The following is a 24748-nucleotide window of genomic DNA, read 5'->3' as shown; positions in this document are numbered from 1 at the left end:
TGCGCTCGTGCCGCGCCACAGGATCCCCTCCGCAAGGCCATTGCTGTACACCCGTTCCCAGCCTATGGTCTGCCAAATATAATATTACGACCGCAATTCCACTCGGCGCCGTCAGCGTCAGAGATGAGGCATGCCGTGAGTGACGTCCCCTTCCAGTCCGCCGTACAGCAGTCACGCGCACTGGCCGCGGGTGAGATCTCAAGCCGGGAACTTGTCGAGATCTATCTCGAGCGGATCGCCGTCCACAACGCCGCACTGAACGCGGTGGTGACCCTGGACCCCGAGCGTGCCCGCCGCGAGGCGGGGGAAGCAGACGCCGCGCGGGCGGCGGGGCAGGACCTCGGTCCGCTGCACGGCGTGCCGATCACGGTCAAGGACAGCTACGAGACCGCAGGCATGCGCACTGTCTGCGGGCGCATGGATCTGAAGGACTACGTGCCCGAACAGGACGCCGAGGCGGTCAAGCGGCTGCGCTCGGCGGGTGCCGTGATCATGGGCAAGAGCAACATGCCTCCGGGCAACCAGGACGTCCAGGCCGACAACCCTGTGTTCGGCCCCTCATCAAACCCGTGGGACCGGACCCGCACCTCGGGCGGATCCGCCGGAGGCGGCGCCGTCGCCACCGCCGCAGGCCTCACCACGTTCGACTTCGGCTCGGAAATCGGTGGATCGACGAGGATCCCGTCCCACTTCAACGGCCTGTACGGCCACAAGTCGACCTGGCGGTCGATCCCCCTCATCGGACATGTTCCCTACGGCCCGGGCGCTGGACGATGGACGGAAGCCGACATGGCCTGCGGCGGCGCCCAGGTCCGAGACGCCCGTGATCTCGTCCCGATCCTGCGGGCGACGGTCGGGCCGGCCGACTACGACGGTGGTTTCAGCTACACGCTCGCACCGCCGCGCGCGACCAGGCTCGCCGATTTCCGGGTCGCCGTCTGGAGCGAGGATCCCTCGTGTCCGGTCGACAGCGACATCATGGAGGCCATGGACGACGCGGTCACCGTGCTACGTAGGGCCGGTGCAAAGATCACCGTCCAGCCCGCGAGCCTCCCCGTCGACATCGCGACGAATCACCGGAAGGCCTTTTCGCCCCTGCTCTTCGGCGCGGGCGACCGCACCGGCCTTGCCCCTGCCCCCAGTGCCGCGACCCTGGCCCGGTTCGTCCAGCACCCGCGGGGCGACGCCGGACCCGCCCTGCGCGGAACCTTCCAGTCCCACTTCCACTGGCTGCAGGCCCACATGGTGCGCAACGAGATCCGGCAGCGCTGGTTCGAGTTCTTCCAGGACTTCGACATCGTGCTCATGCCGGTCACGCCGACGGCTGCCCCCGCTCATCACAACAAACTGATCGACTGGTTCGGGCGGCCCTTCGAGGTCGACGGTGTACGACGCCCTTACTGGGACCAGGTCAAGTGGAGCGCCGTCGCCAACGTCTCCGGAGGGCCGGCAACGACCATCCCCGTGCGCAAGGGCAGAAGCGGACTGCCCATCGGGCTGCAGGCCATGGGCCCGAGCGGAGGCGATCTCACCACCATCGAATTCGCCGCGCTGCTCGGCCGGGAAGTAGACGGGTTCGTGCCGCCTCCGGCCCTCGTCCAGATCTGACCGCCAACCCGGGGCACCAGGAAAACGACGCACACCACCCGACCCGCACGTGTCACGGCTGCCGCCGGATTCCGCCTGCCACTTCTCCAGAGCACACCGCGACCTCGTCAGCGACGACCGCATCGCACACGACGTCTTCGGTGCCGCAGCCAACCGGATCGCGACCCAGCCAAGGTCGTGGCCAGGTCGTAGATCTCGTACAGGGCGGTCCTGCCGGGCCCTCCTGTTCGGGGAAGCCCGGATACCCACCTGCTTGTGGTCACGCTGGGGGCGACACTGACGGCCCGCGTTCTTGTAGACGCCTGAACCAAGGACATCTCGGCGTTGAGCTTCTCAAATGCCTCCGAGAACCCCCGCCCCGGATCGCCCCGCACCAAAGGATCAGGGCCCTCGGAAGCTCGAGGGCGCGAAGCCGTCCGAGCCCCAACGGGCCCTGTTGCCGCTTCGAGCGTCCCGCTACATGTTGATCATGTGGCCGGCGAGGCCGTGGACGGCCTCCTTGACCGCCTCGCCCAGCGTCGGGTGGGCGTGGACGTTGCGGGCGACCTCGTGCACGGTGAGGTCCCACTGCTGGGCCAGGGTCAGCTCGGGGAGGAGTTCGGTGACGTCGGGACCGATGAGGTGGCCGCCCAGGAGCTCGCCGTACTTGGCGTCGCTGATCAGCTTCACGAAGCCGGTCGCGTCGCCCAGGCCGTGCGCCTTGGCGTTCGCGGTGAACGGGAACTTGGCGACCTGGACATCGAAGCCCTTCTCCCGTGCCTGCGCCTCGGTGTAACCGAAGCTGGCGATCTGCGGCTGGCAGAAAGTGGCCCGCGGGATCATCACGTAGTCGAGTTCCATGGTCTCCGCGTCCGCGATCGTCTCGGCGGCGACCATACCCATCGCCTCGGCGGCGTGCGCGAGCATCAGCTTCGCGGTGACGTCCCCGATGGCGTAGATGTGCGGGACAGAGGTGCGGCAACGGCCGTCGACGTCGATCGCGCCGCGCTCGGTGACGCGCACGCCGGTGTTCTCCAGGCCGTAACCGGTGACGTTCGGGGCGAAGCCGATCGCCTGCAGGACCTTGTCGGCCTCCAGGACCTGCTGGGCGCCGTCCTTGCCGGTGACGGTGACACGGACCTGCGGGCCGGACTCGTCGATCGACTCGACGCGGGTCGAGGTGAGGACGTCGATGCCCAACTTCCGGTACTGCTTGGCCAGTTCGGTGGAGACTTCGGCGTCCTCCAGCGGGGCGACCCGGTCCAGGAACTCGACGATCGTCACCTTCACGCCGTAGTTGTGCAGCACGTACGCGAACTCGACACCAATGGCCCCGGCGCCGGCGATCACGATGGACTGCGGCAGGTCCTCGGCCAGGATCTGCTCCTCGTACGTCACCACGCGCGAGGTACGGCGGGTGCCGGGCAGCAGCTTGGGGCTCGCCCCGGCGGCGATGATGCAGTGATCGAAGGCGATGGTGCGGGTGTTGCCGTCGTAGTCGGCCACCTGGAGCGTGTGCGGGTCCAGGAACGTGCCGCGGCCGCCGATTTCCGTGATCTTGTTCTTCTTCATCAGGTAGTGGACGCCCTTGACCCGGCCGTCCGCGACCTTCCGGCTGCGGCGGAAGGCCTCCCCGTAGTCGAAGGAGACCTCACCGTCGACCTTGATGCCGAAGGTCTTCGCCTCGCGCGTGAAGATGTGCGCGAGCTCGGCGTTGCGCAACAGGGCCTTGGTAGGGATACAGCCCACGTTCAGGCAGACGCCGCCCCAGTACTTCTCCTCGACGACCGCGACGCGCTTGCCCAGTTGGGCGGCCCTGATGGCGGCGACGTATCCGCCGGGGCCCGCGCCGAGTACGACGACGTCGAAGCTCTCACCCTGCTCGTCCATGGACGGCTTCCTTTCCGCTGGGACGGCCCGCCTCCGCGAGGGGCGGACGCACTCCCGATCGAACGATCTGTTCATCAACACGCCGGCGGCGGCATCCGCCACCTCCCGCAGCGGGGAAACGGTGGAGGCGACCGTATGGTCCGCCATCTCGGCAGCGGCTTCCCGACGTCAGCTTCAGCGGCGCGGCGCGGTGATCTATGCCCGCTCAGTCCTCATCGACGGCGGGCCGACGCCCCGTCGACTTCGTGTACTCCGGCCTCGGCGGCACCGAGCCTGAGAGTGTCGAGGCCGAAGGCGGCGACCGGGCCGTGCGCACCGGGCTTGAGGACGGCATCCGGCTGAGCCGCGCGGGCGGCGCCCCATGCCAGGAGGGAGCCCGTCATCTCGTACGGATCGGGTCCGGTGAGCGCCGTCGTGGCCAGGGGGCGGCCTCGGCCGTCGCGAGCGACGGCGATCACCAGGGAACGGCCGTCGGGATCCGGCTCGCGCTGCGATCCCGGGAGCCGCTCGGACCACCGCTCCAGGGCGGCCCGCACCTTCGCCGAGCGCAACAAGGGTGCCTGGATCGTGGCGGCGATCTGCACCGGGCGCGTCCACCGTCCGAACCACCCGAGGCCCACCTCGACGCTCTCCAACTGGGGGAAGACCTCCGGCAGTCCGAGATGCTCCGTGCCCGGGACGGTCATGGTCGCACGTTTCACGCCGCCGTAATGGAAGGTACGCACCCGCTTGCCGACGCGCTCGTCGACCACACGGGCGGTGGCCCAGGGGCGCGGGCTGCGGTAGGCGAACCCGTCCTCGGCCGCCGCAGCGACCAGCGTCTGACGTGTGCCTCCCGTGGTCAGGGTGTACGCGTCGCGCAGGGTGCTCCGGTAGAGCAGCTCGTCGCCCTGCCCGGCACGGGTGATGAAGTAGCCGGCCTCCACGTGGCGTGCCCGCTCGCCCGCCCGCGTCAGGGCGAGCGCGCCGGCGAGGTTGCCCGGCACGTAGTCGTAGCCGAACGCGGGCACAAGGGTCGCTCCCCGGAGGGCCGCGACGGCGTCCAGCTCAAGGAGGACGCGGCGGGCGAAGGTCCCCTCCCCTGTCGAGTCGAAGTAGTGGGCCCCCGCCCGCGCGGCAGCCGTGACCACGGCCATACCGAGCCGCATGAACGGGCCGATCGTGGAGACGACGACATCGCTGGGCTCCACAAGGCGCGTGAGGTCGGCCGTCGAGGTGACGTCGACCTCGGCCACCGGCAGGTCCGCCTCGAAGCGGTCGGCCAGGGCCAGCATCCTGGTCCGGCTCCGCCCGACCAAGGTCGGCTTCTCCCCTCGTGCGAGCAGTTCCCGGAGCACGCGCTGCCCGGTGTACCCCGTCGCACCCAGCAACACGATCCTGCGCTTTTCCACGGCTCCGCCTGCCTTCCGGAGGGTACTGTCACGACTACTGACCCTTAGTCATTCACTGACCTCAGGTCATTGAATATACGATGGTTCGCATGCGAGGCCCAAACCGACGACAGATGTATGCGGAGCAGACCCGGGCGGACCTGGTGACGGCCGCACGGAAACTGTTCGTGGACAACGGGTTCGCCAACACGTCGGTCGAGGCCATCACCGGGGCGGCGCGGGTGAGCAAGGGCACCTTCTACAGCCACTTCCCGGACAAGAAGGCGATGTTCGCCGAGCTCTACACCGAACTGCTACAGCAGGTCGGCGCCCTGAGCGACGCGACATGCGAGGCGATCCGTGCGACAAGGCCGAACCAACCCGCCATGACCGCGGTCGCCGACCTCACGCACGCCTTCCTGCGGCGGACGATCGACGACCCCCTGCACCGGGAGCTGATGGCCCAGGCACCCTCGGTCCTGGGAGGGCAGTACCGGCACATCAACGACACCGTCGCCCAGCCGCCGATCGAACGGCTGCTGACCGTTCTGGCCGAACGCGGTGAACTGCAACCGGACGTTCCCGTCGCCACTGTCGCCCGGTTGCTGCTGGCCGGCCTGTGCGAGGGCAACCAGATCATCGCGGCCTCGGCGGACCGGGAGGACGCCCTGACCAGGACGTTCCATGCGCTCACCCTGCTGATGTCGGGCCTGGCGGCCGACAACATCAGTGCCCGCGGTTGATCTGAACCGGGGCCTGACGGGCGGCGTCGGCGTATGGCGACCCGCCTCGGCCGCGGTGACCTGTCGTCAGCGTGCCGCCTCGTCCTCGAACCCTGGCCGACCGCATGGGCCGCCGGAGGGACATCATGTTCTTCGCGGCGAGGTGCCGCATCGTCGCGCCGGCATTCCCGGTATTCATCGGCTTCCTCAGCGGCAGTCTCGGCATGGGCGCAAGCATCTGCCTGTGCGCAGGAAGCTCTTACGGCATCGCCGTCCTCCCCGAGACCTCACACAGGGAACCCGACACCCCAAGCGCTGACCACTCTGTTCAACTCCCGACTTCGCACACATCCGTTCGCCGCTCTTGATCGTGGGTGCTCTCCAAGGAGATCGCCGATGCGCTCATGGACGGAAACCCGCGCTAAACAGCCCCTGCGTCAGCCAGGAATGGCCGCAGATGCGCCAGCATCGCTGTCGGCTGCTCCTCCGGGATGAAATGGCCGCACTCCGGGATCTCTGCACCGGTGACGTCGTCCGCGTACTCGCGCCAGATTTCCAGCGTCGGCAGGCGGGAGGGCAGCCCCACGGAACCCCACAGCGCCAGTACCGGCATGGTGAGGCGCCGGCCCTCGGCGGCGTCGATGTCGTCGAGGGCGACGTCCTGCTCCATGGCGCGGTAGTCGTCGAAACTCGCGCGCAGGGCACCCGGACGGGAGAACGCCCGGACGTAGGCGTCGACTGCTTCGGGTGTCAGGCCGTGGCGGTTGTAGGTCCAGCGCTCGAAGAAGTACTCGAGATATCCGCGGATGTCGCGTCCCACGAGGCGCTCTGGCAGGTCGGGTTGCATCTGGAACAGCCAGTGCCAGTACCCGGAGGCGAGGGAGGCATCCAAGCGACGGAACATCTCCCGGGTGGGCACGATGTCGAGTACGGCCAGCCGCTCCACCTGCTCGGGGCGATCCAGCGCCCATCGGTGCGCCACACGGGCGCCGCGGTCGTGCCCCACGACCGCGGCCTTCTCGAAGCCGAGCGCTTCAACGAGACCGGCGATGTCGGCAGCCATCCGCCGCTTGTCGTAACCGGCCGTGGGTTTGTCACTCAGGCCGTAGCCGCGCAGGTCGGGCGCCACGACAGTGTGGCTGGCCGCGAGATCCGCCAGCACCGGCCGCCAGCAGTCGGAGGTCTGGGGCCAGCCGTGGAGCAGCACGAGCAGGGGGCCGGATCCCGCTCGGACGTAGTGCAGGCGGACCCCGTCCACCTGCGTCACTCCGGTCGTCACTGTCGGCTGTCCCGTCAATGCGCCTCCTCGACATGACTAACCGCCTTAGACGGTTAATCTAACGGGCAGAATGGAGGCGTGGCAACGGACGACATGTGGATCTGGGACGGCGGGCAGGTCTGCCTGGACTTCACCAACACCCTCCGCTACCGGTGGCGGACCGCACCGGAGGAGACTCTCCGGAATCCGGGCGACCTGGCTCTCTGGCTTCAGCAGGCCGGCCTGCTCACACCGGGCATCCCGGACCCCGGCGCTGCCGCCGTCCTGGCGTCGGGCCGACGACTGCGCGAGACGGTCGACCGGGCCGTACTCGCGGTCGCCGACAACCGGCTGCCCTTGTCCGGCGACATCACCATGCTCAACCGATCAGCAGCGAGGGCTCCTCGACCCGCCTTGCAGATCGCCGTCACGGACGGGCGCCTGGAGCCCGCCGGAACCGCGAGCATCGCCACCGATGCCTCAGCCGCTCTGGCGCTGATCGCCCAGGACGCCGTCGATCTGCTCCTGTCCGCCGAGATCCGGCGGGCACGCGTCTGCGGCGCGGACGAATGCGCCCTGCGCTTCGTGGACCGCTCCCCCGCCCGCAACCGCCGCTGGTGCTCCATGTCCCGCTGCGGCAACCGCACAAAGGTCCGCCTCCACCAGGCCCGGGCCAGACGGAGTGAGCACACCCCGGCAGACTGAGCCCCTCGACCTCCTGGCACCAGCGCGGTCAGTTCACTCGGCGGACCTCAGACGAAAGGCGGGGCCGGGGACGCTCTCGATGTCTTCCGGCTGTACGGCGTGGCCCCGGTCGCAGCGGATCTGGGCGTCGACGTGCGCGCCGCATCCACGGTGCCTGGACAGCATGGCCGGGCCCTCCGGGTCGGCGCGGTAGCGGTCACCCCACTGCAGGAGCCCCATCACGGCCGGGACCAGATCCACACCCTTGGGGGTGATCACGTACTTCGGCCGGCTCCGCGAGCCCGGCTCCTTGTAGGTCTCGGTGGCCAGGATCCCTTCCTCCACGAGCATGCGAAGCCGCGCCGCGAGGAGGTTGCGGGGACAGCCGAGGACGCGTTCGAACTCGCTGAAACGGGACGAGCCGTAATAGACCTCGCGCAGGATCAGGATGGTCCACTTCTCGCCCACGACCTCAAGGGTCCGGGCGATCGAGCAGTTCGACGCGTCCCGGTCGAGTCGGGGGTCCACGCCGGCGTCCTGCAGAGCTTCGGTCGTTGCATCCATGGGGTGATTCTAACATCTGAGTTTACTTTTCCATACTCAGCAAGTAGCGTCATGGTCGGCACATCAGCCCGGCCGCACGAGAAACGGGCGCGCAGGGGGACCTGCCGGAAGAATCGCATCAACCACCCGGACACCCACACAGGAAGGCCGCCGGCATGAAGGCGTTCGTCGTCGAGAAGTACGGCAAGGACGGCGTCCGCGCCGCAGACGTACCCGAGCCCACCGTCGGAGACCGCGACGTCCTGGTCAGAGTGAGCGCCGCCAGCATCAACCCGCTGGACAAGATGGTCCGCAACGGGGAGTTCAAGCAGCTGCTGAAGTACAAGCTTCCGTTCGTGCTCGGCCACGACGTGGCCGGCGTCGTGACACGGGTCGGCTCCGCCGTACGCGGCTTCGAGGTCGGCGACGAGGTCTACGCCCGTCCGCGCGACCTGCGGGTGGGGGGCTTCGCGGAGTTCATCGCGATCGACGCGGACGATGTCGCGCCCAAGCCGGCCTCTCTCTCCCTCCAAGAGGCAGCCGCAGTGCCGCTGGTGGCCCTGGCCGCCTGGCAGATCCTCGTCGAGCGCGCGCACGTGAAGCCGGGGCAGAAGGTGCTCATCCACGCCGGTGCCGGCGGCCTCGGGTCGACGGTCATCCAGCTCGCCAAGCACCTCGGCGCCACGGTGGCGACCACCACGAACACCAAGACCGAGGAGCTCGTCAAGAACCTCGGCGCCGACCTCGTCGTCGACTACACCAAAGAAGACTTCTCAAAGGTGCTCTCCGGCTACGACCTGGTGCTGGACTCCGTGGGCGGGGCGAACCTCGAGAAGTCGCTGACGGTGCTGAAGCCCGGCGGCCTGGCCATCAGTGTCGTCGGCCCACCCGACGCCGGTTTCGCCAAGCAGCTCGGCGCCCCCTCCTTCATGGGCCTGGTCATGAACACCCTCAGCCGCAAGATCCGCAAGCGGGCCAAGGCGCTGGGCGTGCGCTACGAGTTCTTCTTCATGGAGGCCAACGGCTCCCAGCTGCGCAAACTCGGCGCCCTCTACGACAGCGGGAAGCTCCGCCCGGTCATCGACAGCACCTTCCCCTTCGACCAGACGCTCGAGGCGATGGCGTACGTCGAGCAGGGCCGCACCAAGGCCGGCAAGGTCGTGGTCTCCATGATTCCCGACAACGACTGAGACGCGGCCGGCAACAGCCCCTCCGTTCCGGCACAGTCATCAAAGGACGACCCCGTTGGCGGTCCGCATCGCAACTATGTCGCGGAGAGCCGCAGTTGCAGGGGTTCGGGTCATTCGGCACGCCGTATGCCCGCGGCACAGCGCGGCGCGCGGCTTTAGATGCCCGCGCGAAGTGTGCCCTGCCGCCGCAACCCCCGGCAGATCGTTCCTCGCCACCACTCGGTCCAGAACGCGCGCAACCGCGACAACGGTGGCACGCTGTCGCCGTGGTCGATGAGATTCGGCTCTGTACGGACGCGGTCAGACCGCTCGCATCAGCGGCCTACCGGCTGTCATGGACAGTATGGCTGCCGCATGGCTCCCGGCCCGGTCGAACATCTGCCGCGGCAGTCCGCGAGGCCATACGTTCCCGTTTCGTTGACGCGCGGCCCTTCTGCCACTCCCCTCGCGCAAGGCTGTGTCCTGCTCACGGCGGACGTGTTCAGGACGGCAGCGTCCGTCCGCCGAGCGACGCACGTCGCCAGGTGGGAGTGCGGTCCTTGTAAACCAGGGCGGCCCGGACGCCCTCCAGAAAGTCCGGCGTGCGGATGGTCGTGCGCGTGAAGGCGAGTCCGGCGGGAGCGGCTCGACGAGCGTACCGGCGGCCACGGCGGGGCTGCGGCACCGCCTTCACCCCCCGCCCTGGGACGCGTTCGCCGCCGGTACCCCAGGCTCAGGTCGAACTCATCACCGCGACACGGCAGCTCGCCCTGCGCCCGTCCGGTTTCGATCCTGCTCTCTCATCGGCGTTCCCTCCAGCAGCCGCCTTGTGACCGAGCACCTCACCGACTACACGACCTCGCACTGGATCAGAGCGGACCACGTCTCACCCCCGGCCTCCAGGGCCCGGGGTGATTGCGCCGTTGGACGTCACCGGTCGAGATGGGGCCCATCTCCGATGCCCTGAAGGGCTTCCTCGCATCCATGAGGCTGATATCACCGCATCTGAGTTTACTTTTCTATACTCAGCCAGTAGCGTCATGACCGGTACATCGACCCGGCTGCCGCAGGAGAACCCGGCACGGCACCCGCCCGAGAAGGAGCACCATCATGGGAGTAAGCCCAGAGGCACACGAGTTCGCGGAGTTCCTCGCGAGTGTGAGCGCGAAGTCGTCGACACCGGGCCTGGACCTGGCCGTCATCCGTGACATCGTCGACTCGAACCACAAGGCGTCGAGCGAGCCGGAAGGCGTCACCTACGCGGAAGTCGACGCGGGCGGCGTCCCCGCCCTGTGGGCCATCCCCGAGGGTGCCGATCCCGACCGCGCGCTGCTGCACTTCCACTTCGGCGGATCCGTCACCGCCTCCATGCACTCCGACCGCAAGGCCGCGGGTCACATCGCGAAGGCGGCCGGCGCCCGCTCGCTGGTCGTGGACTTCCGCCTGGCACCCGAACACCTCTACCCCGCGCAGCTCGACGACGCCGAGACCGCCTACCGGTGGCTGCTCTCGCAGGGCTACGAGCCGCAGAACATCGGCAGCACCGGCCACTCGATCGGCGGCACCCTGGCGGTGATGCTGCCGCTGCGCCTGCTCGCCAAGGGCGAGGCCACGCCCGGCGCGATCGTCAGCGTCTCCCCCTGGACCGACCTCACGCTCCAGAACCCGGCAGTGGACGCCAACGAGACGAACGACAAGATGCTCAGCCGGGGCACGCTGGAGCTCTTCCGGGGCGCCTGGCTGCAGGACCCCGCCGTGGACTTCACATCCCCCGAGATCAGCCTCGTGAACGCCGACCTGACCGGCCTGCCGCCCACGCTCGTCTACTACGGCGAGTACGAGACCCTCGCCGACGACGGTGCGCAGCTCGGCCGCCGCCTCGCGGACTTCAAGGTCACCACCGAGACCCACGCGATGCCCGAAGGGCAGCATTCGTTCGTCCTGGGCGCGGGCCGCGTACCCGAGGTGGACCAGGCCATCGGGCAGATGGGCCAGTGGCTCCGCAAGCACCTCGGCGCGTGAGCGAAAGCCGCGCCTGACGTCAGGTCTGCCCGCCAGGCCGCCGCACCACCGCGATGCCGGTGACCGGTCCACCGGTCAGCGGCATCCTGCTCGACCACGCCGGGCGCCATGCGGTACGTGTGTCCGACACCGTTCCGCACGCAACCACACCACCGTCCCGATGCCACAAAGGAGTGCGCGATGGGAACGTACGAGGATGTCTTCCGCGCCAGTACCGAGGACCCGGAGAGCTTCTGGCTGAAGGCGGCGGAAGGCATCGACTGGGATGTCGCTCCGCACCGCGCCCTGGACTCCTCGGGCGCGCCCTTCTACCGCTGGTTTCCCGACGGACGACTCAACGTCTGTTTCAACGCACTCGACCGGCACGTCGAAGCCGGCCGCGGCGAACAGCCCGCGCTCGTCTACGACTCCCCCGTGACCGACATCCGGCGCACCTACACCTACGCGCAGTTGAGGAACGAGGTGGCGGCCTTCGCCGGAGCTCTGGCGGGGCTCGGCGTGGGGCACGGCGACCGAGTGGTGATCTACATGCCGATGGTCCCCGAGGCTGTCGTCGCGATGCTGGCCTGTGCACGGATCGGCGCAGTGCACTCGGTCGTCTTCGGCGGGTTCACCCCGCGCGAACTCGCCCTGCGCATCGACGACGCGGCCCCCAAGGTCGTGGTCTCCGCCTCCTGCGGCATCGAGGGCAAGCGGGTCATCGCGTACAAGCCCCTTCTCGACCAGGCGATCGAACTCGCGGCCCACAAGCCCGACAAGAGCGTGCTCCTGCAACGCCCGCAGGAGCGGGCCGAGTTGGGGCCCGACGATCTCGACTGGGCCGACGTGGTCGCGGCCGCAACGCCGGCCGACTGCCTTCCCGTCGCCGCCACCGATCCCCTCTACATCCTCTACACGTCCGGAACGACCGGAAAACCCAAGGGAGTCGTGCGTGACTGCGGCGGCTACGCGGTCGCGCTCCAGTGGTCGATGGGCGCTGTCTACGATGTGGGCCCCGGCGAGACCATGTTCACCGGCTCCGACGTCGGCTGGGTCGTCGGGCACTCCTACATCGTCTACGGTCCCCTGCTGGCCGGAGCCACCACGGTCCTCTACGAGGGCAAGCCGGTCGGCACCCCCGACGCGGGCCAGTTCTGGCGCGTCGCCGCCGACCACCGGGTGAAGACCATGTTCACGGCGCCCACCGCATTCCGGGCCATCCGCAAGGAGGACCCGAAGGGAACGCTCACTGCGGATCACGACCTGAGCGGCCTGCGCCACCTGTTCCTCGCCGGCGAGCGCCTCGACCCCGAGACCTACCACTGGGCGAGCACCCTCCTGGGCATCCCGGTGATCGACCACTGGTGGCAGACCGAGACCGGCTGGCCCATCGTCGCCAACCCGGTCGGCATCGAAGCCGCTCCCCTCAAGCCCGGGTCCCCCACCCGCCCGCTGCCGGGATGGGACGTCCGCGTCCTCGATGCCTCGGGCGAGCCGGTACCGGCGGGCGTCGACGGCGCGATCGTGGTGAAGCTCCCCCTGCCGCCCGGCGCGCTCCCCACCCTCTGGAACGACGACGACCGCTTCGTCGCCTCCTACCTCTCCGCCCACGACGGCTACTACCTCACCGGCGACAGCGGCCACCTCGACGACGACGGCTACGTCTTCGTCATGGGCCGCACCGACGACGTCATCAACGTCGCCGGACACCGGCTGTCCACCGGCAGCATGGAAGAGGCCCTGGCCGCCCACCCCGACGTCGCCGAATGCGCCGTCATCGGCGTCGCCGACGAACTCAAGGGACAGATCCCGCGCGGCTTCGTCGTCCTCAAGACAGGCAGCGACCGAGAACCGGGCGAGGTCGAGGCCGAACTCGTCCAGCTCGTACGGACACGCATCGGCGCCGTCGCCTCCCTCAAGGACGTCACGGTCGTGGCCGCTCTGCCAAAGACCCGCTCGGGCAAGATCCTGCGCAAGACCATGCGCGGCATCGCCGACGGCCACGACGAGCCCATCCCCTCCACCGTCGACGACCCCGGCGTCATCGAAACCCTGCGCCCGGTTCTCCGCCGCGCCGATCGCACGCCGTGAACGGCTGCCCCAGGACCTGAGCCACGGGGAGCACGTTCCACACCGACGGACCTCGGTGCCGATCACCTCGCACGCGCTGGCCAGTTTGACGACTCTGGCTGACAACCGTGCCGATCGCCCGCACCGTGCCCGTGTCCACGGTGATCCGCCGCAGGAACTTCACCGTCAAGTCCAGCGAGGTGTACGCCACGCGATGGCGGGCCCCGGCGTGTGGGACCGCACGGCCAACGAGACCGGGTGGACCGCGTTGCTCGGCGAGCGGCGCGGCGGCCCGGACGTCTCCCCGTACGCCGCCCCGGCCCGCGCGGAGGATCTGTCCGGGCTGCCCCCGGCCTTCCTCGACGTCGGCTCGGCCGAGACGTTCCGCGACGAGGTCGTCACCTACGCCACCCGCCTGTGGCAGGCCGGCGGAGTCGCCGAGCTCCACGTATGGCCCGGCGGCTTCCACGGCTTTGACTCGTCCCCCAGGCAACCCTCTCCCAGGCCTGCCAGACGGCCCAGATGGAGTGGCTGCGCCGACTGCTCGCGGAGTAACGGGGGCAGGCTGGAGCCCGAGGGGCACGCGGCCGACGGACTCGACGGTGCGGAGTGCCGACCCGGCTCGGCCGACTGCCGCTGTTGGTTGCTGGAATGACCGGTCGCGCTCGCCCGTGTTCGTTGCCGGTCGAGTCACCCCTACCCGCGGCTGTCATGGCAGGGATGACGTCTTGGCGTTGCGGCAGCGTGAACAGGTGGTCCGAGGGTCAGGATCCGGTGCCGTAGCGGCTGAGCATGAGGGCGACGGCTTCGTCCACGATCGCGGCGTCGGTGGGGTTGGGCGGGACGAAGTCGGTCCGTACGAGTTGGGGCCACAGGAACTGGCTGCAGATCATGCCGAGGAACTGTTCGGCGACTTCGGCCGCCGACTGTGGCTGTCCGTCGGCCGAACGGAAGTCGAGTGTGCCGGCCTGTGCCTCGGCGTCCAGGTAGTCGCGGAGCCGGTCGACGAAGGGTCCGCGGTCGATGGCGAAGCCGGTGCCGACGATGTCGGCCGATTTGTGCGGGGCCGCCCTGGTTGGGAAGACCACCATCTCCCGATCCTCACCGACGGCCGCGACATGGCATTCGAGTTGCGCACGCCTTGCGCACCGGCGGCACGGATCGTCGCTGCGCGAGCGGGGTGAGGCCCGCCCCGCCTCGAAACCGAGCGGGATCAGGCAGCGTCGACGAATATGTCGAGCGCGAGATCACCCTCGAATCCGGCAGGGCTGTAGACGGACAGGTCGGTGACGCCTTCGTCGAGCAGGACCTCGTCGTCGATGAACAGGTTGGCGGTGCACTTGCGCGCGTCACGCGTGAGGACGGCGTACGCGGCGTCAGCCATGATCTGCGGACTACGGGCTTGTCCGGCGCCGCCGACCACGTTGCGTACGGCGGCGGTGTCGATCAGGGTTCGCGGCCACAGCGAGTTGGCAGCGATGCCGTCGACGGCGAGTTCCTCGGCGAGCCCGATGGTGCACAGACTCATCCCGTACTTCGAGAGCGTGTAACCGAGATGCTTGCCCACCCAGTGCGGCGCGAGGTTCAACGGCGGCGAGAGCGTGAGGATGTGCGGGTTGTCCGCCGCGCGCAGGTGTGGGATCGCGGCCTTGCTCAGCAGGAACGTGCCTCGCGTGTTGATGTCCTGCATCAGGTCGTACCGCTTCATCTCCAGCTGCTCCACCGACGACAGGTCGATCGCGCTGGCGTTGTTGACCACGATGTCGATGCCGCCGAAGGCACTGACCGCAGCGTTGACGGCAGTGCGTACGTCGTCCTCATTGCGGACGTCACCGACGACGGCCAGCCCCTTGCCCCCCGTGCGCTCGATCTCCTCGACCGCGGTGTGGACCGTGCCTTCGAGCTTCGGGTGCGGTACGGCGGTCTTGGCAAGCATCACCACGTTCGCACCGTCGCGGGCCGCGCGCAGGGCGATGGCGAGTCCGATGCCGCGGCTGCCTCCCGACATCAGGACGGTCTTGCCGGCCAGCGTTCGTGTCATGGTCGAACCTCCACAATCGATTGATTAACTAATCATACGCGATGCGAATGATATGGTCCACGCATGACTTCCCCTCCCGTACGCCAGAGCGACCGGCTCTACCACGAGCTCCTCGCCCCCGAAGAGACCCAGTCCGTACGCGCCGCCGTGCGCCGGATCGCGGAACAAGAAGTGGCTCCGCGCGCCGCGGCGATAGCGAACGGTGACGAGCGCACGGACGGCTTCCCGCGGCAGGTGTTCGACGCGCTCGCGTCGGTGGGGGTCTTCCGGATCCCCTTCCCCGGCGAGGTCGGCGGCGACGGTCTGACCCACCCGGCGACCGCCACCGCCGCGGCGATCGAGGAACTGGCCTACTACTCCAGCAGCGTCGCGGCCGTCTTCGACGTGCACTGCATCCTGGCGGGCAACGCCCTGCGGCAGGGCACCGAGGAGCAGCAGCAGCGCTGGCTGCCCAAGGTCGCGGAGGGCTCGGTGGTCGGCGCGTTCGCCACCACCGAGCCGGACGCCTCCAGCGACCTGTCTCCGCAGGCCGTCCGGACCGAGGCCGTACGCACCGAGACCGGGTGGGTGCTGAACGGCCACAAGCGGTGGATCTCGAACTCACCCGTGGCCGCCTTCGTGGTGGTTCTCGCCCGCACCGGTGAGCGGCTGAGCATGTTCATCGTCGACACAACGCTTCCGGGCGTTCACGTCGGCCTCGCCGACCGCAAGATGGGCAACCGCGGCCAGCTCACCGCGGACATCCGCTTCACGGACGTACACCTGTCCGACGACGACCTCCTCGGCGGCACCGAGGGACACGGACTGCGCCACGCGCTGTCCACACTGACCTACGGCCGGATCGGCATCGCGGCCGCCGGGGTCGGCATGGCACAGGCCGCCTTCGACCACACCGTGGCCCACCTGTCGACGCGACACGCCTTCGGCAAGCCGGTCGCCGCCAACCAGCACTGGCAGTTCCTGCTCGCGGAGCGGGCCACCGAGATCGACAACGCCCGCACCCTCGTCACCAAGGCCGCCCTGCGCCTGGACGCCGGCAATCCGTCCCCGGAACCCGAGGCCGCGATGGCGAAGTACTACGCCACCAAGCTGTCGGTGGACATGGCACGCGACGCCGTCCAGGCTTTCGGAGGCCTCGGCTTCGCACGCGAACTGGGCGCCGACGGCAGCCCCGGCCCCGTCGAGGCGATCTACCGGGACAGCAAGATCGGCGAGATCTACGAGGGCACCAACGAGATCCAGAAGTGGGTCATCGCCCGGCAGATCTTCGGCCGGACCATCGTCGGCTGACGGCCCCGCGCATTCCCTGCCCCTCGAGCCCCGATTCAGCGCACCGAGATCGCTGCCCCGGTCCGGTCACCTCATGGGTCCGGCCGCCTCAGCCCTTCTCGTACGATGGAGCCAGACGATACGCAGGGCTAACCATAGGCGGGATAAACGATGTCCGAGGCTCCGCTGGTACCGGGGACCGTGGCCGAACACACCATCTGCCTGCTGGTCAAACTCGGACAGGTGGCATTCAGGATCGCCGAAGACGGCATCAGCGGAACCGGCCTGCGCGTGCGCCACTACAGCGTCCTGCAGGCCCTGGCCGACAACGGCGCCATGCCGCAACTGGCGCTCGGCTCGTTCCTGCGCATCGACCCGGCGACGATGGTGACGAGTCTGGACGACCTGGAGCGGGCCGGGTACGCCGAGCGGACACGCGATCCGCAGGACCGACGCCGGTACGCCGTCGACATCACCGACGCCGGGCGCAAGGTCCTGGCCGACCTCAACCGCACACTCGTCGGTCTCGACAGCGAAATCCTCGCCGACCTGGGCACCACTGAACGGCACTCGCTCCACGCCCTGCTGGGCGGCCTCGCCGGGAGTCCCGCTCTCACCGCCATGTTCGATGCCGTCCGCGAGCAGAGCGGCGCGAAAAGGGCTTAACAGCAGTAGGAGATCTCGACAGTCCGGGGCGATACGCCTCGGCTGTGACGGCCGGGCTGCATGGCCAGTCAGCCGCCCCGGTCCACTGATTCGAGGCCGCTCGCCTTCGCGGTCGTCGGCGGCTTCGAGGCAGTCTGCCTGCTTACAGGTCGTCACGACGGCGACGACCTCACAGGCTTCAGCGCCCCGTTGCCACGTCGTAGGCGCATGCAGCCGTCACCGACGGCCAGCCGCGTCGACTTCGCGTACTCCGGCCTCGGCGGCACCGCGCCTGTCCTGAGGGTGCCGAGGCCGAAGGCGGCGACCGGTCCGGGCGTAGGTAACCGAGCAGCAGCCAGGTGCGCGGTCTCTTGCGTTACATCAATAACGAAGTTATGTTGCCGCCATGAAACGTGACTTGCTGGGCAGAAGGCTGGTTGTCACCGGTGCGGCACGCGGTATCGGGGAGAAGGTGGCCCGCCTGGCCGCCGCCCGCGGGGCCCGGGTGACCGTGATCGGCCTCGAAGCGGATCGGTTGCGGGCTCTTGCCGACGAGCTGGGTCCTGCCGCTTCGTGGCGTGAGGCTGATGTGCGCGACGGGGCCGCTCTGCGATCGGCGCTCGACGAGGCCGCGGAGGTCATGGGCGGCATCGACCTCGTGGTCGCCAATGCCGGCGTCGTGGCGTACGGGACGGTGCGGCAGACGGACGAGGCGTCGTTCGAGCGGGTCCTGGACATCAACCTGAACGGTGTGTTCCGCACCCTCAAGTACGCGACGCCGCACCTGGAACGCAGCCGGGGCCACGTGCTGGTCGTGGCGTCCGCGCTGTCGTTCATGCCGCTGGCCGCGATGGCCTCCTACGGCGCGAGCAAGGCCGGGGCCGAGCTGCTCGCCCTGACCTACCGGCAGGAGGTGGCCCACCTCGGAGTCACGGTCGGCGTGGTGCACCCCTCCTGGATCGACACGGACCTCGTGCGAGGCGCCGAGGCGGACCTCCCCTCGTTCCAGGACCTGCGCGCGCGGCTTCCCTATCCGGGCAATGTCACCACGAGCTCCGACCGGGCGGCCGCCGCGATCGTCGACGGGCTCGTGCGCCGGCGCAGCCGCGTGTACGTCCCGCGTGCGGTCGCCGTGGCCAACTGGGCCAAGGCGGTGCTGAATTCACCGCTGGCCTGGCCCTGGGCGAGGCGCTTCGCGGCCCGGGCGGTGCCGTCCCTCGAACGGGAGGTCGCGGCGCTGGGGAGGCAGGACCAACTCACGCCTGGCACAGATGCCCCTGCCGCAAAGACCAGGGCGTCCTAGCCGCGCACGGGGCAGCGCCCAACCGCCCGGCTTCTCAGCGGCCTTGGACGATCGAGTCGTACAGGCGCGCGCCGGCCTCGTGGGAGGCTTCGGCCCGTTCCCGCTGGTCACCCAGCCCGACGGAGAAGTTCACACCCATCTGCAGGAGGACCTGCGCCACGGCGTCGTCGAACTCGACGAAGTGTTCAGCCAGTTCGAGGGTGATGTAACCGTGCACATAGCTCCACAGCTGGGCGGCGATGGCTTCGGGTTCCTGCCGCTCGACCCTGCCGGAGTGCACGAGCCGTTCGCATGCCGCGGTGACATGGGCGTGGGCTTCCCGAAAGGCCGGGGAATGCCCGCTCAGGCGAAGGTCCGCATCCGACAGGGGCCGGTAGGTCGCACGGGTGGACAGGCCGAACATCAGGTCGTAGAGGTGAGGGTTCTCGCGGGCCTGCCGACGGCAGGTCAGGGCCATGGCGAAGAGATCCGCGATCGGGTCCTCCGTCACCGGTACCCGGGTGAACGCTGCGCCGAGTTCCTTGAACCCGTGGTCGGCTACAGCGCTCATCAGTTCGGGGATCCCGCCGAAGTGGCTGTAGACCACCATCGTCGACAGTCCGCTCGCGGAGGCCACCGTGCGCGCCTTCACAGCCGACGGACCCTGCTCGGCCAGCAGGCCGATGGCCGCCTGCACGAGTCGTTCCGGTGCGTCTTCGAGCCTCGCCCGCCCTGCCATGTTCCGTACGCCTCCACCGTTGACACACCAGAAATAACTTGGTTATGTAATTCTTCGCGGCAATAGTACACATCGCATGTGACGTGCCGCCTCGGATACACGTGTCCGCCTTCGGACACGTCATCGCGCGCTGGTCCAGTCTCCTGCCGCCCGTGCGGGCACAGCGTGTTCGGGGCGAACCCGACCTCATCGCTGCGACACGCATCCGCGGCCGTCCTCACGCACTGTCCCACCCCACGAACTCAGCACGGGAGCAGAACCCATGCCGTACAAAGACAAGGGCCGTCTGACGGTCGAAGATCGCGGGGCCGTCCTGATCGTCCGGGTCGACGGCGGCCCGCACCAGGAGTTCGGCCTCGACATCGCCCGTCAGCTGGACAAGCTGGTGGCCCGGGCCGACGGTGATTCGAACATCCGTGCCGTCGTCTTCACCGGGGCGCATCCCGAGCGGTTCGTCAGCCATGCCGCGGTCCGGTGGCTGCAGGAGGAGGGCGCCGCGAGCCCCACGGTTGGCCGGCGCGGTGCCGCGGCCGTCGTACGCATGGCCAAGCGCGTGGACCGCTCCCGCCTCCTCGGGCCCGTGATGCGCAGGACCCCGATGCGCGGGGCCCTGCAGTTGGAACGTCTGCACACGACCTTCCTGCGGATGAACGCCAGCGGCGTGCTCTACGTCGCCGCCCTCAACGGTTCGGCTCTCGGCCTCGGTGCGGAGTTCGCCTGGGCGTGCGATCTGCGGGTCATGGCCGACGGGGACTTCTTCATCGGCCAGCCGGAGATCCTCCTCGGCATCATCCCGGGCGGTGGCGGCACCCAGCGGCTGACCCGCCTGATCGGCACCCACCGGTCCCTGGCCGCGATCCTCGAAGGCAAGCCGTTCACGCCCGCGGAAGCTCTCGCCAACGGGGCGGTGGACAAGGTCGTCGCGCAGGACAAGGTGGTCGCGCAGGCGGTCGAACTCGCCGAGCACTTCGGGAAGCGGTCGAAGGGGTCGGTCGCGGCCGCCAAGAGGTCGGTGTACTTCGGCGGCTCGATGTCACTGGAGGACGGCCTGCACGTCGAACGCGCCGAGTTCTTCACCCAGGTCATGTCGAAGGAAGGCCAGAGGCTGATGCTCGACTACCAGGCCACTACCGACGCCACCGGCGAACTCCCGCTCTACACACCGGGCACCTACGCCCGGGCCCTCGCGTCGGGCAGCGTGCCGGGCCGTCGCCCGACGGACGGGCGGTGAACCGACGATGACCACTCAGCAGTCCTTCACCCGTCACGACATCACGTTCCCTTCCGGCGACAGCACCTGCGCCGGCTGGCTCTACCTCCCCACGGGCGTCACGTCTCCGCCCGTCGTCATCCTCGGGCACGGCCTCGGCGCCGTCCGCGAGATGCGCCTGGACGCCTTCGCCGAGCGCTTCGCGCAGGCCGGCATCGCCGCGGTGGCCTTCACCTACCGGCACTTCGGCGACAGCGGCGGCCACCCTCGCCAACTCCTGTCGATCAAGCGTCAGCTCACCGACTGGGACGCCGCCATCGCCTATGTCAAGGCACGCACGGACCTCGACCGCACCCGCATCGCCGTATGGGGCAGCTCGTTCGGCGGCGGCCATGCCATCACCGTCGCCTCCCGCCACCCCGAACTGCGCGCGGCCGTGGCGCAGTGCCCCTTCACCGACGGCCTCGCCTCCGCGCTCGCGCTCGGCCCTGCCGCCTCGCTCAAGGTCCTCCCCGTGGTCGCCCGCGACCTGGCGGCCAGAGGCCGCGGAAAGCCGCCCGTGATGGTTCCCATCGCCGCCGCCCCCGGCACACCGGCCCTCATGAACGCCCCGGACGCCCTGCCCGGATACCAGGCGCTCCAGCCCGCGGGAACGACGTTCCGCAACGAGGTGGCGGCGAGGGTCATCCCGACCATCCTCGCCTACCGGCCCGGGCGCGCGGCCAAGAAGATCGCCATGCCGATCCTCTTCTGCGTCAGCGACACCGACTCCGTCACGCCTCCCGCCCAGACCCTCCGCTACGCGCGCACCGCACCCAAGGGAGAGATCAAGAGGTACGACGCCGGCCACTTCGACTTCTACACCGGCGAGACCTTCGAAGTACTGGTGCGCGACCAGATCGAGTTCCTCACCCGCCAGCTGAACCCGGCAGCCGCCGCGTCAGCTGCGTGACCGGATGGCATCACACCGAGACAGGTACGCCCTCGCCATGAATTTCGCATCTCTGCCCGACCGCCGCGCGGCCCTCGACCCTGATGGGGCCGCGGTCTCGGACGGCCGCCAGGCCCTCACCAACGTCCAGTTGCTGCGTCGCGTCCAGGCGGCGTCACGTCACCTCCAGGATCTCGGGGTCGGCCCCGGCGACGTCGTGGCCCTCAGGCTGACCAACCGCGTCGAGTTCGTGCTCCTGCTGTTCGCCGCCTGGCGGCTCGGCGCCACCATCACGCCGGTCAATCCGAGCATGACCGACGTCGAAGTGGCCCGACAGCTCACAGACTCCGGCGCACGCCTCCTGGTGAGCGAGGACGGTGAGACCGCCGTGGCGCACGGGACTGCCGTTCTCGCCGTCGGCGAACTGCGCGACGACGCAGCGGCGGAGCCGGATGAGGCCCCCCTTCCGGACCCGTCCGCCCTGGCCCTGCTCATCTACACCAGCGGCACGACCGGGGTTCCCAAAGGGGTGATGCTCGATCACGCCAACATCGATGCCATGGCGGACATGGGGCGTCGGGCGCTGGAGGTCGGGCCGGCCGACCGGTGCCTGCTGATCCTGCCGCTCTTCCACGTCAACGGCATCGTGGTCAGCACCCTCATCCCGTTGCTGGCGGGCGCGAGCGTCACCATCGCCGACCGGTTCCATCCCGAGACCTTCTTCGACGTCGTCGAGCGCGAGCGCCCCACCTTCTTCAGCGCCGTGCCGACGATCTACAGCATGCTCGCGGCGCTCCCGGAGCAGGTCCGCCCGGACACTTCGTCCCTGCGCTTCGGAGTCTGCGGCGCGGCACCCGCCTCCGCCGAGCTGCTGACCCGGTTCGAGGCCCGTTACGGGTTTCCGCTCGTCGAGGGGTACGGGCTGTCCGAGGGAACCTGCGCGTCCACCATCAATCCTGTTGCGGGCCCCCGACGCGCCGGAACCGTGGGACTCCCCTTCCCCGGCCAGGAGATCCGGATCGTCGACGCCGACGGCAGCGAGGTGCCGCCGGGCGTGGAGGGAGAGGTCGTCGTGCGGGGACCCAACGTCATGCGGGGCTATCTCGGCCGCCCGGAAGAAACAGCCAAAGTCCTCGTCGACGGCTGGCTGCGCACCGGCGACGTGGGCCGGCTCGACGCCGACGGATACCTGACCCTGGTCGGACGTTCGAAAGACATGATCATCCGGGGTGGGGAGAACATCTACCCCAAGGAGATCGAGGACGTCCTCGTCGGTGACCCATCGGTGCTCGAAGCCGCGGTGATCGGCGTCCCCGACGAGAAATGGGGAGAAGTCGTCGTCGCCTACGTCCAGCCCCGACCGGGTTCGACCGTCGATCCCTCGGCACTGCAGGAGCTCTGCGCGCGCAGCCTCACCGGCTTCAAACGCCCGACCGCGTTCTTCGTGGTGGAAGCCATCGCGAAGAACGCGGTCGGCAAGATCGACAAGGTCTCGCTGCGCGCTGCCCACACTGAGGTCTCTGCCCGGCCCTGACCTCCCTGGATGGCGCTGTGGGCCGTCTCCGGCGGCTGGCCCCCAGCTCCGTGCCAGGGACCGAGTGGCAGATCCGGGGCTCCCCGGAACTTCGCGAGCTTCGCCACGCGCCCGGCCTACCGGGGACATCCGCGGAGTTGCCCACATGGGTGGCTCAGGCCCTTGGCTATTGGGCGGCGACGGTGAGGGCCGTCGCCGCCCAGCGGCCCCGCACAGTCGCCGGGGGCTTCGCCAAGCCAGAAACACACATCGCGTATGGCGACCCGGACACCGGTCTGGTCATCGCCGGACCTGCGGGCAGCAACCCCGACCGGGCCGCCCGAGCCGCTCGCCCAGAGGCATCACGGCTCTGAGGCAGCCTCCTCGGCCCGGGCGTCAACGGCACTCCATGCTCACTGTCGTTCGAGGAACTCGAGCGCTGTCTCCACCTGCGCCGGTCAGCTGCGGTCCTTCGGCCTGAACGTGGATCACCAACTCCTCGATCAGCCGGGTCATCCACCGCTTTCACCGACTGCGGGACAGTTACCCAAAAGAGGTCTCTACCCGGATTCACAGGCAGCCCAGTCCGCTTTGAGAATCTCTGCTATCAAGTCATCTTGTTCCGAGGTGAGTTGACCGGCGTTCTTTTTGGAACGCGTCTTGCAGAGCCAGGGTCCGATCATGACGCGTTCTCCGTCGACCTCAACCCATTCCCGGGCACCTGGCGGGCGGTTCCAGTGCTCGACGAAGATCCGGAGGATCTGCGCGGTCTGCTCGAAGGAACGGCGGGGCCGCTTCGCCGCGGGAGGGCTCATCCGCCTCGCAGGGGGCAGGGCGGTGGCGTTCGGGGTCAGCCGCAGGCGGGCCAGGAGGTCGCGTTGCCCGGGGGCGAGCTGGTTCCAGGTGGAGAACTGGCGGTGCAGCCAGCTTCCCACCTTCACCTCGTCGATCACCGTGTCGCGGCGCAGCGTGGCGGGGCTGTGGCCGGCTTCGATGTGGCGTCGCAGGAGGTGGTATTTGCGGTGCCAGTCGGGGCCGTGCGGGAGGGTCCAGTGGGGGTCCAGGGCGGTGAGCTGGGCGTGTCGGTCGGGGTGGAGGCGGTGGTTGCGGGCGAGGGCCCGTTGGCTGACGAGGAACTGGCCGCCGGGCTGTTGGAGAGGGATGGCGAGGTGGCCGTGCTCGGTGTGGAAGGCGGTGACGGTGGTGAGGTGGCCCTGCCAGGTTGCTTCGTGGTCGTCCCAGATCATGCCGAGCGCGTCGAGTTCGGCGGTCCAGTCCTCGGTGAGGAGGCCTTGTCTGCGGGCGGTGCGCTGGCCGGCGATGAAGCTGCCGAGCCGGTAACCGTAGGCGTCCTCGTAGTCGATGGGGACGCGCAGGTGGTGGTGTTCGGCGTGGAAGCGGGTCGCGGCCGCCAGCCCTGCCCGGCGCGGGGCCGAGAGTGCTGCGTTGTCGGCGGGCCAGGCGATCAGGTCCATGGCCCGGGCGATGCTGTCGGGGTCGAGGGTGAAGTCGAAGCGGAAGCGGCGGGCGACGAGCGTGCGGGTGCCTTGCTCCAGGCGGTGTTTGGCGGTGGTGCGGGGGGCCCGGGCCGCGATGGTCTGGTCGTGGTGGCGCAGGGCCGCGGTGACGAGCCAGAGGGCTTCGTAGGGGGTGCCGAGGAGGTCGGTGGGGTCGGCGCCGTGGGGGATGTAGGCGGGGATGACGAGGCTGGCGGTCTTCGTGTCCTGGGTGGGAGGTTTACGCAGGGCGCGGCCGAGGGCTTGGACGATGCGGCGGACGCTGGCAGTGCGGTCGGCGAAGACGACGGCGTCGACGGCCGGCAGG

The 24748-nt window shown here is 69.2% G+C and carries 21 protein-coding genes and 1 pseudogene; 13 read left to right on the top strand and 9 right to left on the bottom strand.

What is annotated here, in order from left to right:
- Positions 1 to 135 precede the first annotated feature (135 nt).
- Positions 136 to 1608 (top strand): amidase, encoded by a 1473-nt coding sequence (locus tag BZL64_RS10650; RefSeq protein ID WP_208639412.1) that lies wholly within the window; start codon positions 136 to 138, stop codon positions 1606 to 1608.
- Between the two features lie 456 nt (positions 1609 to 2064).
- Here the strand turns inward: BZL64_RS10650 and lpdA are convergent, their stop codons facing one another.
- Positions 2065 to 3477: a dihydrolipoyl dehydrogenase gene (gene lpdA, locus BZL64_RS10645; protein WP_086768410.1), complete on the bottom strand. Its 1413-nt coding sequence runs from the start codon at positions 3475 to 3477 to the stop codon at positions 2065 to 2067.
- A 212-nt stretch (positions 3478 to 3689) separates the two neighbouring features.
- Positions 3690 to 4868 carry a saccharopine dehydrogenase NADP-binding domain-containing protein gene (locus BZL64_RS10640; protein WP_244205291.1) on the bottom strand — a complete coding sequence of 393 codons (1179 nt, stop codon included), beginning with the start codon at positions 4866 to 4868 and terminating at the stop codon, positions 3690 to 3692.
- An 89-nt stretch (positions 4869 to 4957) separates the two neighbouring features.
- On the opposite strand from BZL64_RS10640, the gene BZL64_RS10635 reads away from it, so the two are divergent.
- A complete protein-coding gene (locus BZL64_RS10635) occupies positions 4958 to 5590 on the top strand; it encodes a TetR/AcrR family transcriptional regulator (RefSeq protein ID WP_158101520.1) in 633 nt (210 codons plus the stop codon).
- 400 nt (positions 5591 to 5990) lie between these two features.
- Here the strand turns inward: BZL64_RS10635 and BZL64_RS10630 are convergent, their stop codons facing one another.
- Complete coding sequence (locus tag BZL64_RS10630) at positions 5991 to 6836, bottom strand: alpha/beta fold hydrolase (RefSeq protein WP_086768438.1); 846 nt, start codon at positions 6834 to 6836, stop codon at positions 5991 to 5993.
- A 90-nt stretch (positions 6837 to 6926) separates the two neighbouring features.
- On the opposite strand from BZL64_RS10630, the gene BZL64_RS10625 reads away from it, so the two are divergent.
- A complete protein-coding gene (locus tag BZL64_RS10625) occupies positions 6927 to 7532 on the top strand; it encodes a CGNR zinc finger domain-containing protein (protein WP_244205290.1) in 606 nt (201 codons plus the stop codon).
- Positions 7533 to 7565: 33 nt separating this feature from the next.
- Here the strand turns inward: BZL64_RS10625 and BZL64_RS10620 are convergent, their stop codons facing one another.
- Positions 7566 to 8075, bottom strand: coding sequence for a winged helix-turn-helix transcriptional regulator (locus tag BZL64_RS10620; protein WP_244205289.1), 510 nt, complete (start codon positions 8073 to 8075; stop codon positions 7566 to 7568).
- 155 nt (positions 8076 to 8230) lie between these two features.
- Here BZL64_RS10620 and BZL64_RS10615 point away from each other — a divergent pair, with 155 nt between their 5' ends.
- Positions 8231 to 9244: an NADP-dependent oxidoreductase gene (locus BZL64_RS10615; protein WP_086768404.1), complete on the top strand. Its 1014-nt coding sequence runs from the start codon at positions 8231 to 8233 to the stop codon at positions 9242 to 9244.
- Positions 9245 to 9725: 481 nt separating this feature from the next.
- Here the strand turns inward: BZL64_RS10615 and BZL64_RS42155 are convergent, their stop codons facing one another.
- Positions 9726 to 9908 carry an enoyl-CoA hydratase/isomerase family protein gene (locus tag BZL64_RS42155; protein ID WP_158101519.1) on the bottom strand — a complete coding sequence of 61 codons (183 nt, stop codon included), beginning with the start codon at positions 9906 to 9908 and terminating at the stop codon, positions 9726 to 9728.
- A 425-nt stretch (positions 9909 to 10333) separates the two neighbouring features.
- Here BZL64_RS42155 and BZL64_RS10610 point away from each other — a divergent pair, with 425 nt between their 5' ends.
- The 3 genes and pseudogenes from BZL64_RS10610 to BZL64_RS10595 form a co-directional block, all read left to right on the top strand.
- Positions 10334 to 11245, top strand: a complete 912-nt coding sequence (locus tag BZL64_RS10610; protein ID WP_086768402.1) for an alpha/beta hydrolase — start codon at positions 10334 to 10336, stop codon at positions 11243 to 11245.
- A 180-nt stretch (positions 11246 to 11425) separates the two neighbouring features.
- Positions 11426 to 13315 (top strand): AMP-binding protein, encoded by a 1890-nt coding sequence (locus tag BZL64_RS10605; RefSeq protein ID WP_086768400.1) that lies wholly within the window; start codon positions 11426 to 11428, stop codon positions 13313 to 13315.
- Positions 13316 to 13502: 187 nt separating this feature from the next.
- Positions 13503 to 13849, top strand: a pseudogene (locus BZL64_RS10595) (alpha/beta hydrolase); the annotation flags it as partial.
- 209 nt (positions 13850 to 14058) lie between these two features.
- Here the strand turns inward: BZL64_RS10595 and BZL64_RS10590 are convergent.
- Entirely contained in the window at positions 14059 to 14385 is a 327-nt protein-coding gene (locus BZL64_RS10590; RefSeq protein WP_244205288.1) for a TetR/AcrR family transcriptional regulator C-terminal domain-containing protein, read from the bottom strand.
- A 122-nt stretch (positions 14386 to 14507) separates the two neighbouring features.
- Positions 14508 to 15335, bottom strand: a complete 828-nt coding sequence (locus BZL64_RS10585; RefSeq protein WP_086768398.1) for an SDR family oxidoreductase — start codon at positions 15333 to 15335, stop codon at positions 14508 to 14510.
- A gap of 63 nt (positions 15336 to 15398) precedes the next feature.
- On the opposite strand from BZL64_RS10585, the gene BZL64_RS10580 reads away from it, so the two are divergent.
- From BZL64_RS10580 to BZL64_RS10570, 3 genes are all read left to right on the top strand, one after another.
- Complete coding sequence (locus BZL64_RS10580; RefSeq protein WP_086768396.1) at positions 15399 to 16625, top strand: acyl-CoA dehydrogenase family protein; 1227 nt, start codon at positions 15399 to 15401, stop codon at positions 16623 to 16625.
- A gap of 150 nt (positions 16626 to 16775) precedes the next feature.
- Entirely contained in the window at positions 16776 to 17270 is a 495-nt protein-coding gene (locus BZL64_RS10575) for a MarR family winged helix-turn-helix transcriptional regulator (RefSeq protein WP_086768394.1), read from the top strand.
- A gap of 385 nt (positions 17271 to 17655) precedes the next feature.
- Complete coding sequence (locus BZL64_RS10570; protein WP_086768392.1) at positions 17656 to 18552, top strand: short-chain dehydrogenase/reductase; 897 nt, start codon at positions 17656 to 17658, stop codon at positions 18550 to 18552.
- Between the two features lie 34 nt (positions 18553 to 18586).
- Here the strand turns inward: BZL64_RS10570 and BZL64_RS10565 are convergent, their stop codons facing one another.
- On the bottom strand, positions 18587 to 19228 hold the full coding sequence (locus BZL64_RS10565; protein ID WP_244205287.1) for a TetR/AcrR family transcriptional regulator: 642 nt from the start codon (positions 19226 to 19228) through the stop codon (positions 18587 to 18589).
- Between the two features lie 304 nt (positions 19229 to 19532).
- Between BZL64_RS10565 and BZL64_RS41925 the strand changes: the two genes are divergently transcribed.
- From BZL64_RS41925 to BZL64_RS10550, 3 genes are read left to right on the top strand one after another with little or no spacing between them, the layout of a single operon-like run.
- A complete protein-coding gene (locus BZL64_RS41925; protein WP_086768389.1) occupies positions 19533 to 20501 on the top strand; it encodes an enoyl-CoA hydratase/isomerase family protein in 969 nt (322 codons plus the stop codon).
- A gap of 7 nt (positions 20502 to 20508) precedes the next feature.
- Positions 20509 to 21432 (top strand): alpha/beta hydrolase, encoded by a 924-nt coding sequence (locus BZL64_RS10555; RefSeq protein WP_086768387.1) that lies wholly within the window; start codon positions 20509 to 20511, stop codon positions 21430 to 21432.
- A 37-nt stretch (positions 21433 to 21469) separates the two neighbouring features.
- A complete protein-coding gene (locus BZL64_RS10550; protein ID WP_086768385.1) occupies positions 21470 to 22945 on the top strand; it encodes a class I adenylate-forming enzyme family protein in 1476 nt (491 codons plus the stop codon).
- A gap of 539 nt (positions 22946 to 23484) precedes the next feature.
- Here the strand turns inward: BZL64_RS10550 and BZL64_RS10545 are convergent.
- On the bottom strand, positions 23485 to 24748 hold a 1264-nt coding region (locus tag BZL64_RS10545), incomplete at its 5' end, for a helicase associated domain-containing protein (RefSeq protein WP_244205286.1).

The sequence above is a fragment of the Streptomyces bobili genome, from assembly GCF_002154575.1.
GTDB classification, from domain to species: domain Bacteria; phylum Actinomycetota; class Actinomycetes; order Streptomycetales; family Streptomycetaceae; genus Streptomyces; species Streptomyces bobili.
Note: the sequence above shows the minus strand (reverse complement) of the source record. Positions and strands in the feature narration are given on the sequence as shown.